General features: G+C 58.3%; 16 protein-coding genes. 14 read left to right on the forward strand and 2 right to left on the reverse strand.

What is annotated here, in order from left to right:
- Positions 1 to 22 precede the first annotated feature (22 nt).
- Positions 23 to 994 carry a DUF1852 domain-containing protein gene (locus H7R56_RS07720; protein WP_106924285.1) on the reverse strand — a complete coding sequence of 324 codons (972 nt, stop codon included), beginning with the start codon at positions 992 to 994 and terminating at the stop codon, positions 23 to 25.
- Positions 995 to 1,223: 229 nt separating this feature from the next.
- Here H7R56_RS07720 and H7R56_RS07725 point away from each other — a divergent pair, with 229 nt between their 5' ends.
- The 4 genes from H7R56_RS07725 to H7R56_RS07740 all read left to right on the forward strand — a co-directional run bounded on the left by H7R56_RS07725 (position 1,224) and on the right by H7R56_RS07740 (position 10,351).
- The gene (locus H7R56_RS07725; protein WP_106924286.1) at positions 1,224 to 2,333 is read left to right on the forward strand and encodes an AI-2E family transporter; all 1,110 of its coding nucleotides are present in this window, start codon (positions 1,224 to 1,226) and stop codon (positions 2,331 to 2,333) included.
- A 115-nt stretch (positions 2,334 to 2,448) separates the two neighbouring features.
- Positions 2,449 to 4,233 (forward strand): diguanylate cyclase, encoded by a 1,785-nt coding sequence (locus H7R56_RS07730; protein WP_106924287.1) that lies wholly within the window; start codon positions 2,449 to 2,451, stop codon positions 4,231 to 4,233.
- A 278-nt stretch (positions 4,234 to 4,511) separates the two neighbouring features.
- Positions 4,512 to 5,741, forward strand: coding sequence for an autotransporter strand-loop-strand O-heptosyltransferase (locus H7R56_RS07735; protein WP_106924288.1), 1,230 nt, complete (start codon positions 4,512 to 4,514; stop codon positions 5,739 to 5,741).
- 77 nt (positions 5,742 to 5,818) lie between these two features.
- Positions 5,819 to 10,351 (forward strand): AIDA repeat-containing protein, encoded by a 4,533-nt coding sequence (locus tag H7R56_RS07740; RefSeq protein WP_182928567.1) that lies wholly within the window; start codon positions 5,819 to 5,821, stop codon positions 10,349 to 10,351.
- Positions 10,352 to 10,393: 42 nt separating this feature from the next.
- On the opposite strand, the gene H7R56_RS07745 is transcribed toward H7R56_RS07740, so the two are convergent.
- Positions 10,394 to 10,873, reverse strand: coding sequence for a MarR family winged helix-turn-helix transcriptional regulator (locus H7R56_RS07745; protein WP_106924289.1), 480 nt, complete (start codon positions 10,871 to 10,873; stop codon positions 10,394 to 10,396).
- Positions 10,874 to 11,013: 140 nt separating this feature from the next.
- Here H7R56_RS07745 and H7R56_RS07750 point away from each other — a divergent pair, with 140 nt between their 5' ends.
- From H7R56_RS07750 to H7R56_RS07795, 10 genes are all read left to right on the forward strand, one after another.
- Positions 11,014 to 11,445 carry an organic hydroperoxide resistance protein gene (locus tag H7R56_RS07750; RefSeq protein ID WP_106924290.1) on the forward strand — a complete coding sequence of 144 codons (432 nt, stop codon included), beginning with the start codon at positions 11,014 to 11,016 and terminating at the stop codon, positions 11,443 to 11,445.
- Between the two features lie 102 nt (positions 11,446 to 11,547).
- Positions 11,548 to 12,276 (forward strand): MerR family transcriptional regulator, encoded by a 729-nt coding sequence (locus tag H7R56_RS07755; RefSeq protein WP_106924291.1) that lies wholly within the window; start codon positions 11,548 to 11,550, stop codon positions 12,274 to 12,276.
- A 210-nt stretch (positions 12,277 to 12,486) separates the two neighbouring features.
- On the forward strand, positions 12,487 to 12,921 hold the full coding sequence (locus H7R56_RS07760) for a nuclear transport factor 2 family protein (RefSeq protein WP_106924292.1): 435 nt from the start codon (positions 12,487 to 12,489) through the stop codon (positions 12,919 to 12,921).
- Complete coding sequence (locus tag H7R56_RS07765) at positions 12,918 to 13,637, forward strand: SDR family NAD(P)-dependent oxidoreductase (protein WP_106924293.1); 720 nt, start codon at positions 12,918 to 12,920, stop codon at positions 13,635 to 13,637. Before H7R56_RS07760 ends, H7R56_RS07765 begins: the two co-directional genes overlap by 4 nt.
- On the forward strand, positions 13,634 to 14,890 hold the full coding sequence (locus tag H7R56_RS07770; RefSeq protein WP_106924294.1) for an NAD(P)/FAD-dependent oxidoreductase: 1,257 nt from the start codon (positions 13,634 to 13,636) through the stop codon (positions 14,888 to 14,890). Before H7R56_RS07765 ends, H7R56_RS07770 begins: the two co-directional genes overlap by 4 nt.
- Entirely contained in the window at positions 14,890 to 15,612 is a 723-nt protein-coding gene (locus H7R56_RS07775; protein WP_106924295.1) for a DUF1365 domain-containing protein, read from the forward strand. Before H7R56_RS07770 ends, H7R56_RS07775 begins: the two co-directional genes overlap by 1 nt.
- Positions 15,609 to 16,829 (forward strand): SAM-dependent methyltransferase, encoded by a 1,221-nt coding sequence (locus tag H7R56_RS07780; protein ID WP_106924296.1) that lies wholly within the window; start codon positions 15,609 to 15,611, stop codon positions 16,827 to 16,829. The genes H7R56_RS07775 and H7R56_RS07780 overlap by 4 nt, the downstream gene beginning before the upstream one ends.
- Positions 16,826 to 17,311, forward strand: a complete 486-nt coding sequence (locus H7R56_RS07785; protein WP_106924297.1) for a DUF2878 domain-containing protein — start codon at positions 16,826 to 16,828, stop codon at positions 17,309 to 17,311. Before H7R56_RS07780 ends, H7R56_RS07785 begins: the two co-directional genes overlap by 4 nt.
- Positions 17,308 to 17,832 (forward strand): hypothetical protein, encoded by a 525-nt coding sequence (locus H7R56_RS07790; protein WP_182928568.1) that lies wholly within the window; start codon positions 17,308 to 17,310, stop codon positions 17,830 to 17,832. The genes H7R56_RS07785 and H7R56_RS07790 overlap by 4 nt, the downstream gene beginning before the upstream one ends.
- Positions 17,829 to 18,359 (forward strand): DUF3833 domain-containing protein, encoded by a 531-nt coding sequence (locus H7R56_RS07795; RefSeq protein ID WP_106924299.1) that lies wholly within the window; start codon positions 17,829 to 17,831, stop codon positions 18,357 to 18,359. The genes H7R56_RS07790 and H7R56_RS07795 overlap by 4 nt, the downstream gene beginning before the upstream one ends.
- Positions 18,360 to 18,364 lie beyond the last annotated feature (5 nt).

Consider the following 18,364-nt stretch of genomic DNA (forward strand, 5'->3'; position numbering starts at 1 on the left):
GATAACCTTTATTTTGATTAAATTAACGTGCGTAGTTAGCAGACCATTGCTCAAGAATTTTCTTGTACGGTTTAATGAAATGCTCTTCGGTAAACTTGCCCTGTTCAATCGCCAGACGGCTGCGCTCTTCCCGGTCGTAAACAATTTTGGTTAACGAATGATCCTCGTGGCTCAGGTTCGGCTGATAGTGCAGGCCTGCCGCCGAGTTGGCGTTATAAATCTCCGGGCGATAAATCTTCTGGAAGGTTTCCATGGTGGCGATGGTGCCAATCAGCTCAAGATCGCTGTAATCGCCCAGCAAATCGCCGGTAAAGAAGAAGGCCAGCGGGGCGGCGCTGTTTTTGGGCATAAAGTAGCGCACCTGCAGGCCCATCTTGCTGAAGTACGTTTCGGTTAATGACGTTCCGTGCTGCTGGTATTCGATGCCGAGCACCGGGTGCTGGTTGCCGGTACGCTGATAGGCGTTTTTGTTCGATACGCTCAGGCAGATTACCGGCGGCTTTTTAAACTGCGCGCGGTATTCTGCAGACTGCACGAAATGCTTGAAGATATTGCCGTGCAGATCGCCAAAATGTGCTGGCAGGCTAAACTGCTCGCGGTCTTTATTGTGGCCTAACAATAAGACGCTAAAGTCATAGTCGCGCACATAAGACGAGAAGTTGTTGCCGGCGAGGCCCGCAATGCGTTCGTTGGTCTTTTTATCAATAATATTGGTTTGCAGGATCTCGATTGCCGGGAAAGCGCTGCCCGCAATCTTCATTTCTACGGAAATGATATCCAGCTCGACGGCATAACGATCGCCTTGCGGATTATCCCAATGCGCTAACGTATTAAAGCGATTGTCGATCATGATTAGCGTATTGCGTAAATTCTGCTGACGGTTCTCACCCCGCGCCAGATTGGCAAAGTTGGTGGTAATGCGCGTGTTTTCTGACGGATTATAGTTTTCATCAAAACGGCTGCGCGTAATGGCAAAGGTGAAATCTGTATTCATAGCGACGTTGCATCCTGAGTTCTGACGTGAAAACTGAGCCTGTGAACCGTTTTCATGTTGTCAATAAGTTAACATGGTGTAATTTATGCCAGAGCCGTACGGGGAGAGAAAGCGAGTTAATTTCATTGAACATGAGCTATTTTCATGTTGCGTCGGTGATGCGCTAACCTGGTAAATCGGGGCAAACGCACCTATAGTCGACAAAGATTTCCCGCAACAGGACGCACCAATGCGATTTAACGGCTTGACCAAAGGCTTTTTCATTTTCATTCTGGCCCTCGTTACCTGGGCATTTTTCGATATCCTTTCACCTTATTTCTCCGCCATTTTGTGGGCGGCTATCCTTACCGTGGTGTTTAACCCGGTGAAAAATAAGCTGCGCAGCATGATGGGCGATCGCAATGGCCTGGCGTCGCTGGTGACCATTGTGATCATCTGCCTGATTGTCTTTATCCCGCTGATGGCCATTCTGTCGTCGCTGGCGCTGGAGCTGAACGTGGTGTACACCAAGCTTCAGCAAAACAACGCGCGGTTCCCGGAGACGATCGCCAGTATTTTCTCGCATCTGCCGCGCTGGGCGAGGGGCTTCCTGGTCGAACACAACCTGGATAATGTGGCGCAGATCCAGAAAAAATTGTCCGAATTGGCCCTGCAGGGCGGGCAGTATCTTGCCGGCAGCGCGTTTCTGATTGGTAAGGGGACGTTCGGTTTCGCCATCAGCTTCGGTATCATGCTCTATCTGCTGTTCTTCCTGCTCAAAGATGGCCCGTATCTGGTGACCCGCATTCTGGATTCACTGCCGCTGACCGATTTCGTGAAGCAGCACCTGTTTGCCAAATTTGTTGGCGTGACGCGGGCCACGGTCAAGGGCACGGCGGTAGTTGCGGTGGTGCAGGGGACGCTCGGCGGTATCGCCTTTGCCATTGTTGATATCGACGGCAGCGTTCTGTGGGGCGCGCTGATGGCGTTTCTCTCGCTGGTGCCTGCCGTTGGATCGGCCATTATCTGGGTGCCCGCGGCTATCTTCCTGTTCTCCACGGGGCAGCTTTGGCAGGGGCTGTTTATCGTTGGCTTCTTCGTGATTATTGTCGGGCTGGTGGACAATATTCTTCGCCCGCTGCTGGTGGGCAAAGATACCAAAATGCCGGATTACCTGATTCTTATCACCACCATCGGCGGTATGGAAATCTACGGTATTAACGGTTTTGTGATTGGGCCGCTGATTGCCGCGCTGTTCCTCGCCTGCTGGAACCTGTTTTCCGGGCGCGACCACGCGGGCAACGTTGAAGGTCTGGACGAAGAGTTTATTGCGGAAGGCAAAAATCCCCCGGAAGCATAATGGGATGACGATAACAAAAGCGGCTATGGCCGCTTTTTTATTGCCACGTGAAAATGGGCGTTTCCTATAATTTCAATGATGCTAATTCATTATTCGTCGCAGAAGGAACCCTCCGGTGAGAATTGCCACAATAACAAACTGGGCTTACGGCGCGACGGTGTGCCTGACAATCGCCTCCGGCATTGTCATGCTGATGGCCTCTAACGCGGATAATCACGAACGCCAGGCGGTGGCGCAGCGCCAGGTGTTTGACCAACTGACCGACGAAGTGGACAACGATGCCTGGGCGCAGTCCGACCTTGCGCGGCTGTATGTGGTCAGCAAAGACCCGGACCTGCTGAAGGAATATCGCCAGAGGGAAACGCGGCTGAAAAACGTTGAACAGCGGCTGTCTAAACTCAAGGATGCTGGTGCGACGGAGGAGGAGCTGGCCCTGCTGCACGAAGGCGTGCTGATTGTGGATGCGCTCCAGGACGAGCAGCAGACGGCGCTCAACAGCATGGCGCAGGGCGACACCTCACATGCGATGGCGCTGCTGTACAGCAAGATTTATGAACAGGAGCTGGATCGCGCGCAGGAGCGTATCGACCATTTTCGCCAGCTGCTCGACAATCGCGCGCGCAACGCTATTGATGATGCGACCCAGGCTTCCCGCACGCTGCGTACGCTGTCTGAGGTGATGGTCGGGCTGACGGCGCTGCTGTTCCTGTTTGTGCTGGGCTTTATTCTGAAGCGCCGGGTGCTCCGGCCCGTCGAGCGTCTGAGCGATGTCATCCACCGGCTGGCGTCGCAGGATTACGCCGTCGAACCGCCCAACTTTAATCAGATTGATGAAATTGGCGATATGGCGCAGGCCATCCGCATTTTTCGCGAGAACGGGCTGATACGCCAGCGGCTGGAGAAGGAGCGCGACGCCAGCTGGGCGATACGCGAACTGCTGGCGCGTATGACCCAACGGCTCCAGGGCTGCGAGAATTTTGACGATGTGGTTAAGGTGGCGGAACTGTTCGCGCCAAACATCGCGCCGGGCGTGTCCGGGCGGCTGTTCATCCTTGACCGGGAGCCCTGGCAAATGCGCTGCGTGGCGGAATGGCTTTCTCCGCAGGGGGCGCCAACGCCTTTCCATCCGGATGAATGCTGGGCCGTGCGGCGTGGGCAGAGCCATCCGCCGGTGCACGGTGAACCGGATATTGGTTGTTACCATCTGCCGGGATCCTGTCTTAACCATACGCTATGCGTGCCGCTGATTGCGCAGGGTGAGGCGATTGGCCTGCTGTCTTTCCAGAATGTCAGCGAGGAAACCGTCCCGTGGCGCGCCTATCTCGAGCTGATGGCGGAGGCGCTCGGCCTGGCGTTCGCCAACCAGCGGCTGCGCGACGCGCTGCTGGAAAAAGCGCTCTATGACCCGCTCACCGGGCTGCGTAACCGCCACCATCTCGACGACACGCTGGGGACGCTGTTGGGCCACGCGATGCGCAGCCAGGAGCCGCTAAGCTGCCTGATGATTGATATCGACCACTTTAAGCTCATCAACGACCGCTTTGGCCACGAAGCGGGCGATGCCGTGATTAAAAGCGTTGCGGCGATTATTCAGCGCGTGGTGCGCGACAGTGGGACAGCCTTCCGCTATGGAGGTGAAGAGTTTCTGGTACTGCTCAGCAACATGGATGAAGAAGACGCAAGCCGGGTGGCGACCGATATTTATAACGGCGTACGCGAAATGGCGCTGCGCTTCGCTGGTACCGATATCGGCCATGTGGATGTCTCGATTGGCGTTGCCAGCTATCCCGAACATGTGCAGAGCGACAATTTGCTGCGTGCCGCCGACGTTGCGCTGTATCGCGCAAAAGAGCTGGGCCGGGCGCGGATTGTGAGTTTTGGCATGCTGGAAGCAGGGTGAGGGCGGGCATCCTGCTGATATCGTTATTGGTCCTCACCCTGCCGAAGCTATCCTGCCTTCACCCACGATAAAACGGCCCGTATCAGGCGCGGCTGATATTTCTTTCTTGCCCTCTAATGAATTCCTTTTCCCTTCCGATAACCCGGATAGCTGAAATGGAATAAGGCCCGCCTTATCTTTTTCGCCGTCCGAATGAGCTCATGAAAAGAGAAGCGACGCCACGTCGACGATTGCCCTGCGCTCTTCACTCTTTGAGACATTCACAATGGGAAAATGCTATGCCCGAATCAATACCTGCCACTGATGTTACGGCCTCATTTTCCGCGCCCGCTGAAGCGGCCTCTTATCCGTTTGTTCTTCCGCCTGAAAGGCCAGCTATTGCCGGGCCGTGCGGCATTTTTTACGACTTCAACGACGGCGCGCGCTTACTGTTGCCCGAAGGGCGATGGCGGGTTGTGCTGCTCGATGACGATTCCGGCAACATTCTGTTTCGCTGCGAAACCGGCGCGGGCTGGGTCACTTCGGCAAAGAAATACTTTGTTCGTTTTCGCCTTCAGGTCTGGCGCGCGGAAGATAACGCGTTGCTGCTGGATGAAGCGCTTAATCTCGAAGGTCGCGACGTGCTGATCTCCTTTCCCACCGGCACGCTGGGCGACCTGCTGGGCTGGTTCCACTACGCGGAGCGCTTCCGCCTGCTGCATGGCTGCCGACTTGAGTGTTCTATGGCGCCTAACATCATTGCGCTGCTGGAAGCCCAGTATCCGGATATTCACTTTTCGCCGCCGGATGCCGTCCGGCAGAGGGCGCCTTATGCGACCTACCGCGTGGGGCTGTTTTTTGGCGGTAATGATACGCATCAGCCCATCGATTTTCGTCAGGTCGGCTTTCACCGCATCGCGGGGTACATCCTTGGGGTTGACCCCACGGAAGCACCGCCTCGTCTTAATCTCAGCGCGCCGCGCACCATTGAGCAGCCCTACGTTTGCATCGCCGTGCAGTCGACCTGCCAGGCCAAGTTCTGGAACAACGGCCACGGCTGGACGGAGGTGGTGGCCCACCTGAAATCGCTTGGCTATCGGGTGCTGTGTATTGACCGTGAGCCCACCACCGGGCACGGCTTCGTCTGGAACCACATCCCCTACGGCGCAGAAGACTTCACCGGGGCCCTGCCGCTGCAGGCGCGGGTTGATCTGCTTCGCCACGCCAGCTTCTTTATCGGCCTGGCCAGCGGGCTGTCGTGGCTTGCCTGGGCGGCAAAAATACCGGTGGTGCTGATTAGCGGCTTCAGCCTGCCGAACGCCGAGTTTTACACCCCCTGGCGCGTGTTCAGCAGCCACGGCTGCAACGGCTGCTGGGACAGCCTGCATGAGACCTTTGATCATAAAGACTTTTTCTGGTGCCCGCGCCATAAAGGCACGGAACGTCAGTACGAGTGCACCCGTCTGATCACCGGAAAACAGGTCAGCGGCGTGGCTGACCGGCTCCACGCGCAGCTGCGCGGTGAGTAAATAGCGCCACACAGCAGAAGTGACATCCGGAGCAGCACCTGCACCGGAAAACAATAAAAAAAACGAAGAGGCAGGGTATGAACAGAGCGTACAGGATCGTCTGGAGTGCAGCACGCCAGGCGTGGATAGTGACATCAGAGAAGGCGGGAAGCGGCGGGCGTCCGCCGCTGGCGGTGAAAAACGTCGCCGGGGCGCTGATACTATTGGGCTTAGCCGGCACCGCCGCAGCGGAGACGTACAGTGGTTCAGAGGTGACCTATTACACCCCTCTGACGCTTAACGTCGGGGATACGGCGACCAGCGCCTCCGTGTCAAGCGGGGGAACGCTCAATGTCAACAGCGGCGGCCTGGCGAGCAGTAGCAACGTCGGCGGCGAGTTATTTTACGGTTATTATCCGCCGGTGATTAACGTCAATAACGGCGGCGCGGCCGCGAACACCGTCGTGAATTCTGGCGGCCATCTGAACGTCAACAATGGCGGCACGGCAACCAGCACCACGTTGAATTCCGGCGGTTTTCTTAACGTTGCCGCTGGCGGGAATGCGTCCGGTATCAGCCAGGCTTCGGGCGGCGCCCTGCAGACTTATGCCAATGCCACCCTCAGTGGCACCAATGCGCTCGGTGGATTTACCGTCAGCAATGGGGTAGCCAGTCATTTGCTGTTGGAAAATGGCGGGATTCTGTATGTGGCGAACGCACAATCAGCCGTTAACACCACATTGCGGTCAGGCGGGGCGCTGCGGGTCGATGATGGCGGGACGGCAACACAGGTTGTGCAGTCCGCCGGCGGCGCACTGCAGACTTATACCGGTGCAACGGTAAGCGGCACAAACACCCTGGGCGGATTTTCCGTCAGCGGGGGGACGGCAAGCAACGTCCTGCTGGAAAACGGTGGTTTCCTGTATGTGGAAAATACCCACTCGGCGGTCAGTACCACACTCCGGGCTGGCGGCACGCTGACCGTGACTAATGGCGGCACGGCAAGCAGCGTGAGCCAGTCTTCAGGCGGCGCGCTGCAGGTCTATACCGGGGCGACCGTCAGTGGAACCCATGCGCTCGGTGCTTTTTCGGTCAGTAACGGGCTGGCTGAAAATCTGCTGCTTGAAAACGGCGGCTTCGTACAGGTTATGTCCGGGAATCAGGCATCCGACACGATCGTTAACTGGGGCGGTACCGCTTATGTTAACAGCGGTGGATCCGCCGTCAGCACTACCGTCAATTCCGGTGGCGCACTCAGAGTTTATAATGGCGGCTTTGCAGACAGTATTTCGCAGCTGTCAGGCGGTGCGCTGCAAATTAATACCGGCGCCACCGTGAGCGGGACTAACGTGCTGGGCGCGTTTTCTGTTAGCAGCGGCCATGCTCACAACGTGCTGCTGGAAAATGGCGGCGCGATGTTTGTCGAAACCGGCCACAGCGCCTCCGATACCGTCATCAGACAAGGCGGCGCGCAGTACGTCAGCAACGGCGGTTCGGCGATGGGCACCGCCATTGAAGCGGGCGGTATGCTGGTGGTCTATGACAATGGTTCCGCGTCGACGGTCGCGCAATCCTCCGGTGGCGCGCTGCAAACCTATACGGGCGCAACCGTAAGCGGAACGAACGCCCTCGGGGGATTCTCCGTCAGCGGCGGGCATGCAAGCAATGTGCTGCTGGAAAATGGCGGCCGGTTGTTTGTGGAAGCCGGTGGGGATGCCACGGGTAGCGTACTTGGCTATGGCGGTATACAAGACGTCCTTAACGGCGGGTCTGCGGTCAGCACCACGGTTCAGGCCGGCGGCTATGAACAGGTGTATTCGGGGGGCTCAACCAGCGCCACGCTCGTTTCGGGCGGCACGCAGTACATCATGGGCGGCGGCATCGCTTCCGGGACCACCGTTAACGGCTATGGAACCCTGAACAACTACGGTTCGGCGATCTCGTCGGTGATTAACAGCGGTACGTTATATGTCCAGAATGGGGGGCGCACAACATCTTCAGTCGTGAAGGCTGGCGGATCGGAATACGTCAATTATGGCGGCGTCACGTCATCGACCACGGTCAGCGCGGGGGCTTCACAGTATGTTGCCGTGGGCGGGTCTGCGTCATCGACTACGTTGTCCGGAGGCATTCAGACCGTCTATGGCAATGCCACTTCAACGGTCGTGACCTCGGGCGGTGGGCAGTACATTTACAGCGGCGGGACCGCCTCTGACACCACGGTTAACCTCGGTGTAGTGAACGTTGCCAGCGGCGGTACGGCACTGCGTACTGCCGTCAATTCCGGCGGCGCCATGTACGTCCTTTCTGGCAGCACCGTGACCTCCACCGTGGTTTCCGGCGGGGTGCAATATATTAACAATGGCGCGGTGGCCACGGCGACAAGCGTGAGTGACAACGGATGGGCGGTGGTCAGCAGCGGCGGGGCACTCAATAGCGCGAGCGTGAATTCGGGCGGTACGCTCAGCGTCTTTTCCGGCGGCGTAGCAACCGGGCCGACGGTCAACGCTGGCGGCGTGATTGCTGTTGCTGATGGTGGCAACGCTTCGGGCGTGTTCCAGGCCGCAGGCGCGGCTTTACAGGCCAGTACCCGTGCTGCGATCGCCGGTACCAATGCGCTCGGTGCATTTTCTGTCAGCGGCGGTCAGGCGAATAATGTGCTGCTGGAGAACGGCGGCGCGCTGACCGTAAAATCAGGCGATATCTCTCACGGCACGGTAGTGAATGCCGGCGGTAGCGAAAACGTCTACGGCGTCGCGCAGGGTACCATCGTGAATGCGAACGGGGCATTATCCGTATTCAGCGGCGGCACGGCGTTGCAGGCGACAATCAACAGCGGTGGTTCGCTGTCGGTCAGCCGTGGCGGGGTGGCATCGGATACCACCGTGGCGGCGGGGGGGCTGCTGAATATCGCCGAAGGCGCTATCCTGACGCTGGCCAATAACAGCTTTGTGAACGAAGGCATCACCACCTACGACACCAGCACCAGCGCCTCATTGAACACCAACCTCACCGGCAGCGGTCAGTTGACCAAAAACGGCACCGGTACGCTGACGCTGGGCGGCTCGCTGAGCCAGTCGCAGGTCAACCTCAATGCCGGTTCGCTGGTGATGGACGGGCTGTTGGCCACTACGGATATTATTGCTCTGGCCGGTACCTCACTCTCGCTGATTAACAGCGCCACCCTGACGGGGATTATTGACCCGACGGACGTGACGATTGACAGCAGCAGTACCTGGAACATCACCGGCGACTCGCTGGTGGACAACCTGACCAACGCCGGTAACATTGTGTTTGTGCCGTCCCAGGGCACCTTCACGCCGCACACGCTTACCGCAACCAACCTTATTGGTAACGGCGGCACCATCACGCTCAATACCGTGGCGGGCGACAGCAGTTCACCGATAGATAAAGTGGTGATCGACGGCGGCAGTGCCACCGGCAGCACCGGTTTGCGCGTGCTTAACCGCGGCGGGCTGGGCGCACAGACCACCGGCAACGGCATTGCCGTCGTTCAGGCCATCAACGGTGCCACCACTGGCACGGGGGCATTCAGCCTTAAACAGCCGCTGGTGGCGGGCGCTTACGCTTACAGTCTGTATCGAAATGGCGACCAGAGCTGGTACCTGACTTCGCAGCAGGTTCAGCCGGGGCAAGCCTCCGCGTCAACGGGGCCGGTAAACTACCGCGCGGCGATGTGGAGCTATGCGGCGATGCCGGTGCTGTCAATGGACTATGACCGCCTGGTGGCGGGCTCGTCAGATACCCGCTTCCGCTATGCGCCGGACAGTCGCATTTGGGGACGCGTGGCGGCCGGTAAGCTGAGCCACCCTGACAGCGGTAGCCTCACGGGCGCAAGCGTGCCGGAAAGCAGCGGCACCTACAGTTTCCTCCAGTTAGGCGGCGATCTGTGGCAACTTGACGGCGCGAACGCCGACTGGCGCGCGGGTGTTTACGGTGCCACCGGTCTGCTGCGCAGTGACGTATGGCGCGATATCGGTAGCGCCCATGCGGGTACGGATCGGGATACGGTGTACACGGGCGGTGCGTACCTCTCGGGCCGTAGCCATGACGGTCTGCACGTGGAAGGCGTATTGCAGGCCAGCCGTCATAGCCTGAGCGCGTCCTCTAATGACAACACTCGTCTCTCTACTCACGGTACGGGCTGGCTGGCCTCTGCGGAAATAGGGCAGTCGTTCTCCGTCAGCCCGGCTCTGGCGCTGGAACCGCAGCTCCAGTATACGGTGCAGGGGGTCAACCTGAACGACGGTCAGGACGAGGTCGCCGCGCTTAGCTGGCGCGACAGCCGTCAGCAGTCGGTGCGGGCGGGTCTGAAGGTGGGCACACAGCAGGACGCGAAGGCAAAACTGGCATGGTGGGTGACACCATCGGTGACGCAGTCGTTTGGCGGGCACAGCGGATTCACGGCGTCGGCGCCAGGCGTGTCAGCGTCTGACGCATCGTTCCGCAGTAACCTGTCTGGCACCAGCGTAGGGCTGAACGGTGGCGTGAATGCGCGCATTCGTCAGAACGTGACGCTGGGCGTGCAGGGCGGTTGGTCTGAATCACTGCACGGTAGCGAAGCGGGTGGCTACTACGGTCTGGTGAATCTGGGCGTGTCGTTCCGTTAATTAAGGAGCAAGACGTCGGGCGAACGGTCCCGACGTCATGCTTTAATGATTATCGCTGTTCCCCGCCTGCAGCAAATTATCGCGCACCTTAACGATCGCTTTTTGCAGCACCTGAACTTCTTCCAGCGTCAGCCCCAGTGAATAAAAAACATCCATGCAGCGGCGGCTGGCTTTATGCAGCGCCCGGCCTTCCTCGGTCAGCAAAATATGCACCTTGCGTTCGTCTTCTTTTGAGCGCTGACGAATCACGATGCCCTTTTTTTCGAGATTTTTTAGCAGCGGCGTGAGGGTGCTGGACGCTAAAAAGAGCTTCTCACCGAGCTGATTCACCGTCTGACCGTCTTCTTCCGCCAGTGCCAGCAGCGTAATCCACTGCGAGTAGGTTAACCCCAGTTCGGCCAGATAAGGCTGATAAGCCTTACCGAAGGCGAGATTGGTCGTGTAGGTAGCAAAACAGAGAAAATCCTCCAGTTTTGGAAAATCGCCGTGCTCAAACGGGTGGACCGCGTTGTTGTCGTTCATAAGTGACCCCTGAAAATTCCCTGAAATTATATCGCATGCGATTTTTTTTGCCAGATGGATTGACACGGAACCGTTTCACGATATCCTTATCATCAGATTAAATCGCATTCGATATAACTCATTGGAAAAGGGCTACTGCTATGAAAATCTTTTATAAAACCCGTGCAACTTCAGTCGGCGGTCGTGATGGTCATGTGGCGCTGGACGACGGCTCCTTCGCGCTGGATTTGGTAAGCTTCACCAATGAGAGTGGAAAAGAGGGCGCTAACCCTGAGCAGCTGTTTGCGATGGGCTATGCGGCCTGCTTCGATAACGCACTGATCCACATTGCCCAGCAGCAGAAGCTGACCGGCGTCGCGACCCGAACGTCCTGTGCCGTGGGGATTGGGCAAAACGCGCAGGGCGGCTTTGCCCTGGATATTGATTTGGACGTGGAAGTCCGCGGCCTGGACAAAAATGCGGCCATTGAGCTGGTCAAGAAGGGCCACGAGGTCTGTCCTTATTCCAATGCGACGCGCGGCAATATTGCTGTTCGCCTCCATGTCAGCGTCGTGGAGACGTTTGATATTTGATGCACCGCGGATATCCCTATGAATGACGATAGGGGTATCTGTTTTTTCGCCCGGCGCGATTCGTAGTATATTGAGAGTATCGTTGGCGATCGGGTGTTCGGTATGTCTTACTCCATTGGTGAATTTGCGCGGCTTTGCGGGATTAACGCGACAACGCTTCGCGCCTGGCAGCGTCGTTACGGCCTTCTCAAGCCTGAACGCACCGACGGCGGGCATCGTCTGTACAGCGACGACGACATCCAGCAGGCGCTGAAAATTCTCGACTGGGTCAAAAAGGGCGTCCCCGTCAGCCAGGTCAAACCGCTGCTGGCGCGCCCCGGCGCGCGGCGGACCAATAACTGGCTTACCCTACAGGAAAGTATGCTGCAGCGCCTGAAAGACGGCAAAATTGAGTCGCTACGTCAGCAGATTTACGACGCTGGCCGCGAGTATCCTCGCCCGGAACTGGTGACTGAAGTATTGCGCCCGCTGCGCAGCAAGGTCTCGGCTAACGTACCGACGATGATGACGCTGCGTGAAATTCTTGATGGGATCATCCTCTCTTACACCTCGTTTTGCCTGGAAGGGGATAAACGCGCGCCGGGCGATAACTACCTGATTACCGGCTGGCATCTCACCGACCCCTGCGAGATCTGGCTTGAGGCGCTGCGCCGCACCGGCCAGGGGCATCGTATCGATGTTCTTCCCCAGCCTCCGACTACGCTGGCACCGGAAATCTTCCCGGAACGCAAATGGCTGCTGGTTACCAGCGGCAAGCTCACCGCTGCCCGCCAGAAACAAATAGACCTCTGGCAGCAGCAGGTTAATTCTCTCGAGGTTATCTCGCTCTAACGCCCTTGTTGCACGCTTCCTTTGAAAACCACCCTCGCGGTGGTTTTTTTTCATATTCACGCCAAATTAATGCATCGGCGTGGTTTTTGTAATTTATTGATTATATTTGGTTATTAAAAATATTTAATCCAAAACTTGGACAAATAAAAGTATTTGTGTAAGTTTTAAGTATGCGACAACGCGACGTGCTGACGACTCGGGGTAGAATTCATGAGCACAATACCATCCGTCATTGACCGGTTTGTTGACTACTACGCCCGTCTGGACACCCAGCCGCCTTCGGCGCTAAGCGCGCTGTACGACGCGAATGCCACGCTTGTCGATCCGTTTGGCGAGCATAAGGGGATGCTCGCCATCCACCGCTACTTCACCCATCTGCTGGCTAACGTTGAATCCTGTCGCTTTTCCATTGATGCCCCGTTGCATCACGGCCTGCGTTTTGCAGTGTCGTGGACCATGCACTGGTCGCACCCGCGTATCGCCGGCGGTGAGACGCTCATACTGCCGGGGTGCTCGATTGTTGATATTCACGGGGAAAAGGTGCTTCGCCAGCGCGACTACTATGACGCCGGTGAAATGCTTTATGAACATCTGCCGCTGTTAGGCTGGGCGGTTCGTGGCGTGAAAAGGAGGGTGCGAGCATGATGACTGTCCTCATCACCGGTGCCAGCTCCGGTATTGGTGCCGGGCTCGCCAAATCCTGGGCCGATGACGGTTATTACGTTATCGCCTGCGGCCGCGACGCGGGGCGGCTGGACATGCTGCGTCAGTACAGCGCCAATATCAGCGTACGTGCGTTTGACATGACAGACAGGGACGCCTGTCGCCAGGCGCTCGCGGAGTGCTACCCCGATATGGCGATCCTGTGTGCCGGGACCTGCGAATATCTCGACCACGGTCAGGTCGACGCCGAACGGGTTGAACGGGTCATGACCACCAACTTTCAGGGGCCGGTAAACTGCCTTGACGTGCTACAGCCGCAGCTGATTTCCGGCAGCCGCGTGGTGCTGGTGAGTTCGATGGCGCACTGGCTGCCGTTCCCGCGCGCGGAGGCGTATGGCGCATCCAAAGCGGCCCTGACGTGGTTTGCCAACAGCCTGCGTTTGGATTGGGCGCCAAAAGGTATTGCCGTCACGCTGGTCTCTCCGGGGTTTGTGGACACCCCCTTAACCCGCAAAAATGATTTCCCGATGCCGGGGCAGGTCAGCGTTGAACAGGCGGTCAAAGCCATTCGCCGCGGCCTGACTAAAGGCAAAAATCACATTGTCTTCCCGGCGGGGTTTGGCGCAGCCCTGCGCGTGCTGGCTGCCATGCCTTCTTGTTTACAGCGCAGCCTGTTGCGCAGGATGGTGCGCTCATGAAGATCGCGATTATCGGCAGCGGCATTGCCGGGCTGACCTGCGCCTGGCGTCTGGCCGGGCATCATCAGGTGACGTTGTTTGAGTCGGCGGCGACCGTCGGTGGGCATACCGCCACGGTAGATGTCGCCACGCCGCAGGGGCAATACGCCATTGATACCGGCTTTATCGTTTACAACGACCGAACCTACCCACGGTTTATGGGGCTGCTGAGCGAGCTGGGTATCCAGGGGCAAAAAACGCAGATGAGTTTCTCGGTGCATAACCCGCACAGCGGCATGGAGTACAACGGCCATACGCTCACTTCGCTGTTTGCCCAGCGTCGTAACCTGGTGAACCCGGTATTCTGGGGGCTGCTAAAAGAAATAGTCCGCTTTAATCGCCTGGCGAAGCAGGCATTGCACAACGTTGATGCACAGGCCACGCTGCAAACGTTTCTCGATCGGCATGGCTTCAGCGCCTTTTTTGCTCGCCATTATATTCTGCCGATGGGCGCGGCGATCTGGTCGTCATCCTTACAGGAAATGCGCCGTTTTCCGCTGCCGCTGTTCTTACGTTTCTTTGAGCACCATGGCCTGCTGGATATCACCCACCGCCCGCAGTGGTACGTGGTCCCCGGCGGCTCGCGGGAGTATATCCGCGCGATGCTGGCTCAGCTTGGCGAGCGTCTGACGTTGCGCCTGAATACGCCGGTACAGCGCGTGATGCGCGACGAAAACCGCGTGACGGTTTACGCCGCCGACGCGGCGCAGGATTTTGACCACGCGATCTTCGCCTGTCATTCCGGGCAGGCGTTGGCGATGCTGGGCGATGCCACCCCCGCCGAGCATGACGTGCTGGGCGCTATTGGCTGGCAGCGCAACGAGGTGGTGCTGCACAGCGACCGTCGCTGGCTACCGGTACGCGAACGCGCCTGGGCAAGCTGGAACTATCGCCTGAGTGGGCAAGAGCAGGCCAGCGCCTGCGTAACCTATAACATGAATATTTTGCAGGGGCTGCCTGAAGGCAGTCCGCTGTTCTGCGTTACGCTCAACCCGGATGCCCCGATTGACGCGCGCTACGTCTGGCAGCGCTTCGTGTATGAACACCCGTTGTTTAACCCGCAGAGCTGGCAGGCGCAGGCCCGACGTGATGAGATAAACGGCCAGCATCGCAGCTGGTTCTGCGGCGCCTACTGGTACAACGGGTTCCATGAAGATGGGGTACGCAGCGCGCTGGATGTGGTGCACGGCATCGCCGCGCAGGAGGGCACCTGATGAACAGCTGCCTGTATCAGGGCGTGTTACGCCATCGCCGGCTTCAGCCGACGGCGCACCAGTTTAGCTATCAGGTGTTTATGGCCTGGCTCGACCTGGATGAGCTGACGCGGATTGCCGATGCCGGCGTGCGCCGCAATCGCTTCGCCGCTGCGGCTTTCTATGATGTCGATTACCCGCTGGGCACGCCGCTCAAAGCGGCGGCGCTGGATAGGCTCGCCTGCCTGACCGGCGAGCGCCCCGATGGCCGGGTGATGCTGCTGACCCAACTGCGCTATTTCGGCTTTCATTTTAACCCGGTCAACTTCTACTACTGCTACGACCGTGCCGGGACTCTGCGCTGGGTGCTGGCGGAGGTACGCAACACCCCGTGGAATGAGCGTCACTACTATGCCGTTAATGCCGTAACGCCGCAGCCGTTGGCAAAAACCTTCCACGTGTCGCCGTTTAACCCGATGGATATGGTGTACCACTGGCGATTCAACCCGCCGGGCAGCACGCTGCATATGCATATTGAAAATCATCAGGCCGCGAAGATCTTTGATGCCACGCTGATGCTCAAACGCGAACCGCTGACGCCACCCAATCTGCGCACGCTGCAGTGGCGCATCCCGTTGATGACGCTGAAAACCGTACTCGCTATTTACTGGCAGGCGCTGAAGCTTTGGCTAAAGCGTGTGCCGCTTCACGCCCATCCCGCCAGCAGGAGTAAACGATCATGACCGAACCCGTCTTTGCGCTTGAACCCGACATTCCGCGCAACGTGCGAGCTGCGCGATGGCTGCTGTTTCGCCTGTTGAGCGGCCTCAGCGGCGGCTCGCTGACGGTGCGGGAAGGGGCGCAGACCTTTCATTTTGGCGAGGCGGCTGCGGCATTACGCGCCGAGGTGGAGATCCTCTCGCCGAAGGTTTACTGGCGTGCGTTGACCGGCGGTAGCCTGGCCGTGGCTGAAAGCTGGATGGATGGTGAGTGGGAAACCCATAACCTCACCGTATTGCTCGAGCTCTTTGCCGCCAATAGCCAGCTGCTTGAGCGGCTGGAGCGTGGTTTTCGTCTGCTGGGGCGGCCCGTTGAACGCCTGCGCCACTGGACCCGGCGCAACCATCGCCAGCAGGCGCGGGACAATATTGCCGCGCATTACGACCTGGGCAATACCTTTTACGCGCATTTCCTTGATGAGGATTTACTCTATTCCAGCGCGCTGTTTAGCGCCGACGATCAGGATTTGAGCGTCGCGCAGCAGGCTAAAATGGCGCGGCTGTGTGAACAGCTGGCGCTAACGCCGGGCGATCATTTGCTGGAGATTGGCACCGGTTGGGGGGCGCTGGCGGAGTACGCCGCGCGTCACTACGGCTGCCGCGTCACCACCACCACGCTGTCGCAAGAACAGTTTGCGTGGGCCCGCACGCGTATTCACCGCGCGGGGCTACAGGGGCAGGTTGAGGTTCTGCTGTGTGATTACCGTGATCTCACCGGTCAGTACGACAAACTGGTGTCGGTAGAGATGATTGAAGCGGTGGGGCAACGCTACCTGCCTGCCTTCTTTCGCACCTGCCAGGCGCGTTTACGCCCCGGCGGCAAAATGGTGATTCAGGCCATCACTATTCAGGATCAGCGCTATCGCGACTACAGCAAAAGCGTTGACTTTATTCAGCGCTATATCTTCCCCGGCGGATTTTTACCCAGCATTACGGCAATGAGCGAACTGATGACGCGCCACACCGATTTCGTGGTACGCAACCTGTTTGATATGGGACCCGATTACGCCCGGACGCTGGCCCACTGGCGGCAGCGGTTTATCCACGCCTGGCAGGAGATTGAAAAACTGGGGTTTGACGAGCGCTTCCGCCGGATGTGGCTTTACTACTTTGGCTACTGTGAGGCCGGATTTAAGGCCCGCACCATCAGCGTGGTGCAGCTAACGGCAGAGCGGGTATGAAACGTCATTTTTCGCTCTTTTTGCTGGCCATTGGCTTCGACCTTTACTGGCTGCTGGTGGTGATGTTTCGCGAGCGCGGCCAGCTATTATGGCTGGCGCTGGCCATCCTGGCCTGCATTCTGCTGCCGTCGGCCTACCGTTTGTATGCCCTGCTGCTGGCCGTGGCGGGCGGCGGGTTAGATGTATTGTGGGGGCTGTCGGGGCTGATTCACTTTCAGGGTGCCGCGCCGTTGCCGCTGTGGCTGATGGCGCTGTGGCTGATGTTCGCTGCCGTCTGGACGCGTTTGACCTATTCCACCACCCTGCCGGGATGGGTGCTGGCGCTGATAGCAACCTGCGGTGGCCCGGTCGCCTACCTGGCGGGCGCGCAGCTGGGTGCGATGACCTTTGTACAGCCTGTGCCGGTTGTTATGGGCGCAATGGCGGCCGGGTGGCTGGCGCTCATGCTGGCGTTTCACATCCTGATGGGGAAACGGCAATGAAATCTGTCGTGCTGTTACTGCTGTGGCTACTCGTTGCAACGCCTGCCGTTGCCGCTGACTGGTTAAGCTGGCGCAAAGCAGGGGAGGCGACGCTGACGTGGGGACCGTTTACGGTCTACACCTCCCAGTTGCTCACGCTCGACGGGCACTACCGCGGGCAATGGCAAAATCAGGCGCTGATTATCACGTATCAACGCAATATCGACCGGGAGGCGCTTGTCGACGCCACGCGTGAGCAGTGGCAGGCGCAGGGGATTCTTACACGCGAAGCGCAGAGCGGGGCCTGGCTACGCATGCTTGCGGATTTATGGCCGGACGTCGCGCCAGGGGCGCAGTTGGCCTTTGTATTGACCGCAAAGCAGGGGCAGTTCTGGTATCGCGCATCCGCGAGCGCGCCGCGCTTTATACCGCTCGGGAAACCGCAGTCGGCTGATTTTAGCGAAAATTTCCTCGCCATCTGGCTGGGACCCCGCACGCAATATCCCGAGCTGCGTCAGCAGCTCACCGGAGGTAAAAAATGAAACGTTTATTGACCCTATGCCTGCCGCTGATGATGCAACTCACCGGCTGTAGCAGCGACGTTGCCGATTACCGCCAGCAGCAGCCGGTGCTGGATATTTTTCATTACTTCCAGGGGGAAACGGAGGCCTGGGGGATGGTGCAGGATCGCAGCGGTAAGCAGCTTCGCCGCTTCCACGTTGAAATCAACGGCGATGTGGTTGGCGAGACCCTGACCCTCAACGAACGGTTTGTGTATGACGATGGCGAAAAGCAGCAGCGGGTGTGGCATATCCGTCGTCTTAGCGCTGACCGCTATGAGGGCACTGCGGGTGATATTGACGGCGTGGCAACGGGTAAATCGGCAGGCAATGCCTTCAACTGGCATTACAGCATGAATGTGAAAGCCAGCGGCAGAACCTGGCTATTGCATTTTGACGACTGGATGTACCTCCAGGACGGCAAACATTTATTCAATAAAACTGAGATGAAGAAATTTGGCCTCACCGTGGGGACGGTGACGCTGTTCTTCTCCCGTAAAGCGCAGTAGCGAGG

It is taken from the genome of Klebsiella sp. WP3-W18-ESBL-02 (assembly GCF_014168815.1).
GTDB lineage: Bacteria > Pseudomonadota > Gammaproteobacteria > Enterobacterales > Enterobacteriaceae > Kluyvera > Kluyvera ascorbata_B.

Coding starts and splice junctions, on each gene's coding strand:
- H7R56_RS07720 (WP_106924285.1), bottom strand. CDS start 994: ATGAATACAGATTTCACCTTTGCCATTACGCGCAGCCGTTTTGATGAA.
- H7R56_RS07725 (WP_106924286.1), top strand. CDS start 1,224: ATGCGATTTAACGGCTTGACCAAAGGCTTTTTCATTTTCATTCTGGCC.
- H7R56_RS07735 (WP_106924288.1), top strand. CDS start 4,512: ATGCCCGAATCAATACCTGCCACTGATGTTACGGCCTCATTTTCCGCG.
- H7R56_RS07740 (WP_182928567.1), top strand. CDS start 5,819: ATGAACAGAGCGTACAGGATCGTCTGGAGTGCAGCACGCCAGGCGTGG.
- H7R56_RS07745 (WP_106924289.1), bottom strand. CDS start 10,873: ATGAACGACAACAACGCGGTCCACCCGTTTGAGCACGGCGATTTTCCA.
- H7R56_RS07750 (WP_106924290.1), top strand. CDS start 11,014: ATGAAAATCTTTTATAAAACCCGTGCAACTTCAGTCGGCGGTCGTGAT.
- H7R56_RS07755 (WP_106924291.1), top strand. CDS start 11,548: ATGTCTTACTCCATTGGTGAATTTGCGCGGCTTTGCGGGATTAACGCG.
- H7R56_RS07760 (WP_106924292.1), top strand. CDS start 12,487: ATGAGCACAATACCATCCGTCATTGACCGGTTTGTTGACTACTACGCC.
- H7R56_RS07765 (WP_106924293.1), top strand. CDS start 12,918: ATGATGACTGTCCTCATCACCGGTGCCAGCTCCGGTATTGGTGCCGGG.
- H7R56_RS07770 (WP_106924294.1), top strand. CDS start 13,634: ATGAAGATCGCGATTATCGGCAGCGGCATTGCCGGGCTGACCTGCGCC.
- H7R56_RS07775 (WP_106924295.1), top strand. CDS start 14,890: ATGAACAGCTGCCTGTATCAGGGCGTGTTACGCCATCGCCGGCTTCAG.
- H7R56_RS07780 (WP_106924296.1), top strand. CDS start 15,609: ATGACCGAACCCGTCTTTGCGCTTGAACCCGACATTCCGCGCAACGTG.
- H7R56_RS07785 (WP_106924297.1), top strand. CDS start 16,826: ATGAAACGTCATTTTTCGCTCTTTTTGCTGGCCATTGGCTTCGACCTT.
- H7R56_RS07790 (WP_182928568.1), top strand. CDS start 17,308: ATGAAATCTGTCGTGCTGTTACTGCTGTGGCTACTCGTTGCAACGCCT.
- H7R56_RS07795 (WP_106924299.1), top strand. CDS start 17,829: ATGAAACGTTTATTGACCCTATGCCTGCCGCTGATGATGCAACTCACC.